The sequence below is a fragment of the Kaistella sp. genome, from assembly GCF_049588135.1.
Taxonomy (GTDB): Bacteria; Bacteroidota; Bacteroidia; order Flavobacteriales; family Weeksellaceae; genus Kaistella.
Genome location: NZ_JBAVFG010000069.1, coordinates 1 through 4,740 on the forward strand (window position 1 = coordinate 1; position 4,740 = coordinate 4,740).

General features: G+C 34.0%; 4 protein-coding genes, 1 tRNA gene and 1 pseudogene. 5 read left to right on the plus strand and 1 reads right to left on the minus strand.

The genetic code is table 11. The annotated features are described in order from the left end of the window. Positions 1 to 140: 140 nt before the first annotated feature. The 5 genes from WBY99_RS03650 to WBY99_RS03670 all read left to right on the plus strand — a co-directional run bounded on the left by WBY99_RS03650 (position 141) and on the right by WBY99_RS03670 (position 4,128). Complete coding sequence (locus WBY99_RS03650) at positions 141 to 728, plus strand: HAD-IB family hydrolase (RefSeq protein ID WP_423974980.1); 588 nt, start codon at positions 141 to 143, stop codon at positions 726 to 728. 39 nt (positions 729 to 767) lie between these two features. Further along, positions 768 to 1,943: a cysteine desulfurase family protein gene (locus tag WBY99_RS03655; protein WP_423974981.1), complete on the plus strand. Its 1,176-nt coding sequence runs from the start codon at positions 768 to 770 to the stop codon at positions 1,941 to 1,943. Positions 1,944 to 2,012: 69 nt separating this feature from the next. After that, positions 2,013 to 2,330 (plus strand): thioredoxin, encoded by a 318-nt coding sequence (trxA, locus tag WBY99_RS03660; protein WP_423974982.1) that lies wholly within the window; start codon positions 2,013 to 2,015, stop codon positions 2,328 to 2,330. Positions 2,331 to 2,551: 221 nt separating this feature from the next. Next, positions 2,552 to 2,625: transfer RNA gene (locus tag WBY99_RS03665), tRNA-Asp, on the plus strand. 246 nt (positions 2,626 to 2,871) lie between these two features. Next, on the plus strand, positions 2,872 to 4,128 hold the full coding sequence (locus WBY99_RS03670; protein WP_423974983.1) for a site-specific integrase: 1,257 nt from the start codon (positions 2,872 to 2,874) through the stop codon (positions 4,126 to 4,128). A 31-nt stretch (positions 4,129 to 4,159) separates the two neighbouring features. On the opposite strand, the pseudogene WBY99_RS03675 reads toward WBY99_RS03670, so the two are convergent. Beyond that, a pseudogene (locus WBY99_RS03675) lies at positions 4,160 to 4,740 on the minus strand (DNA polymerase III subunit alpha); the annotation flags it as partial.

Below are 4,740 nucleotides of genomic sequence, written 5' to 3' on the forward strand. Positions count from 1 at the left end.
AAGACTCAAGAGGGGAAACTTGAACCCTTGGAAAATAATAAAATATTAATTTTAGGAGAAAATATTTTTGCATCTCTATTTATTATTTTAATGCTCACTTTGATAATTGGTTTAGCTTTTTCATTATTTTTTAATAACCTATGAGAAAATTATATTTATTCGATTTCGACGGAACTTTAACGTACAGCGACACCATGTTTCTGTATCTTAAATTTTATAATACTACGAAATTTAGAATTCAGTTTGTTAAACATATTCCGCTTTTTATATTATTAAAAATGAATCTTTTAGATGCTGAAAAAGTGAAGAGAAGTTTTATTTCTTCCATTCTTAAAGGGCAATCGAAATCTAAAATCGAAAAAAAATCACAGCAATTTTTTGATCAATATTATCCTGACATCTTTAGAGAAAACGCTTTAGAATTTATTAAAAACATCGATCATTCTCACACCGATTGTTATATTGTATCTGCCTCGCTTGGAATTTGGGTGAAACCATTTGCAGAAAAATTCAAAATGAATCTCATAGCAACTCAAGCAGAGTTTAAAAATGATATTTTCACAGGAAATTTTGTAGGGAAAAACTGCAATGGAGCCGAAAAAGTGAATCGAATTAAAGAAGAGATTAAGGATGAAAAATATGATAAATCCATCGCTTTCGGGGATACTTCTGGCGATCAGGAAATGTTGAATTGGGCAAATGAAGGTCAATTTAAATTTTTTCATTAATTTTAAACTCTGAAAAATCTAAAAAAATAGAAAGTAAAAATGAATAAAATTTATTTGGATAATGCTGCAACAACGCCACTCTCCGAGGAGGTTATCGATGCGATGGTAGATGTTTTGAAAAACAATTATGGCAACCCATCATCGACGCATAGTCTTGGACAGGAAGCCAAAATACTCATCGAAAACGTCAGAAGAGATGTTGCAGATTATTTGAAGGTGAGTCCGGCAGAAATAATTTTCACTTCTTGCGGAACAGAATCGAATAACATGATTATAAAATCGTGCGTCGATCATTTGGGAGTGGAGCGAATTATTACTTCGCCACTTGAACACAAATGCGTAGCAGAAACGGTTTTGGATATGAAGAAAAGAAGAGGCGTTGAGGTGGCTTATCTTCGTCCAGATAAAAAAGGTGATGTGAGTTTGGAGCAATTAGAAAATCTTCTAAAAAGTTCTGACAAGAAAACTTTAGTAACCCTAATGCATGCCAATAACGAAATTGGGAATCTACTTGATATTAAGAAAGTAGCCATAATGTGCAAAGAAAACAATGCATTATTCCATTCAGATACCGTGCAGTCAATGGCGCACATGGATTTGGATTTCTCTGATATTCCAGTAGATTTTGCATCGTGCAGTGCCCATAAATTCCATGGACCAAAAGGAAGTGGTTTTGCATTCATTAGAAAAGCATCAGGATTAAAAGGAATTATCACAGGAGGACCACAAGAAAGAAGTTTAAGAGCAGGAACAGAAAACGTTTGCGGAATCGTAGGTTTAGGAAAAGCATTGGAGATTTATCTGAAAAATATGGATCGTTTTGCTAATCATATTAAAGAAATTAAGCAATATACCATCGATCAACTTTCTCAAAAAATTGAAGGCGTAAAATTCAACGGCAGAAGTGCGGAAATGTACAACAGTTTATATACGGTGCTAAGTGTTTTATTGCCTTTCAAAGATCCAATGATTGGATTGAAATTAGATATGAAAGGAATCGCTATTTCACAAGGAAGTGCTTGTTCTTCTGGAGCGTCAAAACCTTCCATGGTAATGATGATGGTGGTAGATGAAGAAGAAATGGATCATACAACACCTTTAAGGGTTTCTTTCAGCCACTTTACAACCAAAGAGGATATTGATGCTTTGGTAGATGCAGTAGCAGAAATCGCTGAAAGTTTTCAAATAGAAAAAGCAAATATAGAACATAGATAAACTAGGGCTTGAATTAATAGGAATGTTGTAAATTTGCAGACAGACAATTAATTAAAAAAATATATAAAAATGGCATTAGAAATTACAGATCAATCATTTCAAGAAGTGGTTTTGAATTCAGATAAACCGGTATTGGTAGATTTTTGGGCAGTATGGTGTGGACCGTGTAGGACATTGGGACCAATTATCGAAGAAGTAGCGACTGATTTCGAAGGAAAAGCAATCGTAGGAAAAGTAGATGTAGATAACAACCAACAAGTTTCTGTAGATTACGGAATCAGAAATATTCCTACCGTTTTGATTTTCAAAAATGGAGAAGTGGTAGATAAAATTGTAGGGGTAGCTTCAAAAGAAGTGATCGCTGAAAAATTATCAGCACATTTATAAAAATAAATTGCTTGAAAATGAGTGCTTTCCTGATTTGGAGAGCATTTTTTTTTAAAAACATTTGCAGGCTCTAATAAAAGTTGTACTTTTGCAGTCATCAAAAAGAAAGGAGTTCTTATCAAAGAAAGATATTAAGATAATTCAGTAGTAAATGGCAAGTCAATCTCGTTAAGAGGCAATAAGCCGAATTCAAATTACAATTGGTTATCAATGCATAAAAAGATCCGGTAGTTCAGCTGGTTAGAATGCCGCCCTGTCACGGCGGAGGTCGCGGGTTCGAATCCCGTCCGGATCGCAACTACAATATCAAAGTAGTACAAAAAGCTTTAAAACATACGTTTTAAAGCTTTTTTCGTTTTATGGGTGTTCAAAAAGAGTTAAAAAAGCACAATCTGAAAGTGACCTATTCGGTGACCTATTGAAACGGGTTAAAATAGGTCACTGGAAATCAGATAAAGCGTGTTCAGGAGCTAGTTCAGGAACTGAACATCTTGTGCTTAGGTTTTACTAAAGTTAATTTTAAATCTTAAAACCTATCAAAATGAACAAGACATTCAATTTACTTTTCTATGTAAAAAAAGCTAAAGTCAATTCTGCGGGAGAAGCTCCTATTTATTTGCGAATTACCATTGACGGTAAAATATCCGAAATTAGCACAAAACGTACTGTAAATCCTTTGAAATGGAATTCTGCGATGCAGAAGATCAGTGGTTCTTCAGAAGAAAGCAAATCGCTTAATTTTTATTTAAAAACATTTGAGCAGAAAGTTTACGATACTTATCACGAATTGATGAGAGATAAAGAAACGGTGACTTGTGAAACTCTTAAAAATAAGCTATTGGGTAGAGGTGAACTTTCAAGAACACTTATTCCGGTTTTTCAGGATCATAATGACCGAATGGAAAAGCTTGTAGGGAAGGAGTTCGCTCCTGGAACATTAATCCGCTATAAAACCACTCTAAAACATACCAAAGAGTTTTTGAAATGGAAGTACAATATTTCCGACATTGATCTTAAGAAAATAGATTATGCTTTTTTGAATGATTTTGAACTGTTCTTAAGAACCGAAAAATCCTGCAACAATAATTCTGCCGTGAAGTATATCAAAAATTTAGGGAAGATTATTCGTATTTGCCTTGCAAATGGATGGATGGAAAAAGATCCTTTTATGAATTATCAATCCAAGTATGATGAAGTAACAAGAATGTTTCTCAATGAAAAGGAAATAGAAGTGCTTTTTGCCAAAGATTTTAAAAATGAAAGATTGTCATTGGTAAGAGATATTTTCCTGTTCAGTTGTTTCACTGGATTGGCATATATTGATACTAAAGAACTCACTTATCACAATATCAATTTGGGATTAGATGGATCTCAATGGATTTATACCAAACGTCAGAAAACTAAAACGACCTCTAATATTCCTTTGCTTTCTCAAACTGAACAAATTATTGAAAAATACAAAAATCATCCTGTATGTATGAATAATGGAAAGCTTCTACCTATTCTTAGTAATCAAAAAATGAACGCTTATTTGAAAGAGATTGCAGATTTATGTAGTATCAACAAAGAATTAACTTATCATATTGCCCGTCATACTTTTGCAACAACAATTACTTTGTCCAATGGAGTTTCTATTGAAAGTGTCAGTAAAATGCTTGGTCACAAAAGTATTAAAACCACCCAGCATTATGCTAAAATTCTGGATAAAAAAGTAAGCGAAGACATGATGTTATTGAAACAAAAATTTGTTGATAAAAAGAATGGTACAGAAAACTCTCAGCTAATTGGTTCGTGTTGAATGCTTTTGGGTAAAAGAGAGCCATACATCATTAACTTTGCACAGAAAACTTATTTCTCGGCAATCCAATTTCATGTTCTTGGGGATAGGGTTTACGCCAAGTCATACTGACGTCTTCATGTAGATTTCTTGCAGTTTCTAAAGATTTTTCTTTGTCCATCGAATATCGTGGATCGGGTATAAAAGGCATTTTTGCCATTTTATGAATCGTGATCGTCGGAAAATGAAAATCCACTTCTACCGTTCCCAACAATAAATAACAGCCACCACCTTGAAAAGGAAAGTGCTCCAGACAATTCGGAAAATGTGCCGTGTCAAAATATTCCCCATCGGCATCAATCCAGGTTCCGAAGAACATAGCTCCTCTTTTGGTGGGAACATGTTTTCTTGAAATCAGATACGCCAGCATTTTCACTTGTTGCTTATGATGTGTAATTAAATCTTTAGCCATGACGCTTCCTCTGTATCGGGTTTGTAAGAGTTCGAAAGGACTGAATGAAACGGGAAATCCTAAGATCTCAATTTCATCAAAAGCATCTTCAAATGGATTTCTTTCTATTTTTGGGAGTTGATAGTTTTTCTGTGGTTCATCTAATAACGTGGGATGTTTGA

Coding starts and splice junctions, on each gene's coding strand:
- trxA (WP_423974982.1), top strand. CDS start 2,013: ATGGCATTAGAAATTACAGATCAATCATTTCAAGAAGTGGTTTTGAAT.
- WBY99_RS03670 (WP_423974983.1), top strand. CDS start 2,872: ATGAACAAGACATTCAATTTACTTTTCTATGTAAAAAAAGCTAAAGTC.
- WBY99_RS03650 (WP_423974980.1), top strand. CDS start 141: ATGAGAAAATTATATTTATTCGATTTCGACGGAACTTTAACGTACAGC.
- WBY99_RS03655 (WP_423974981.1), top strand. CDS start 768: ATGAATAAAATTTATTTGGATAATGCTGCAACAACGCCACTCTCCGAG.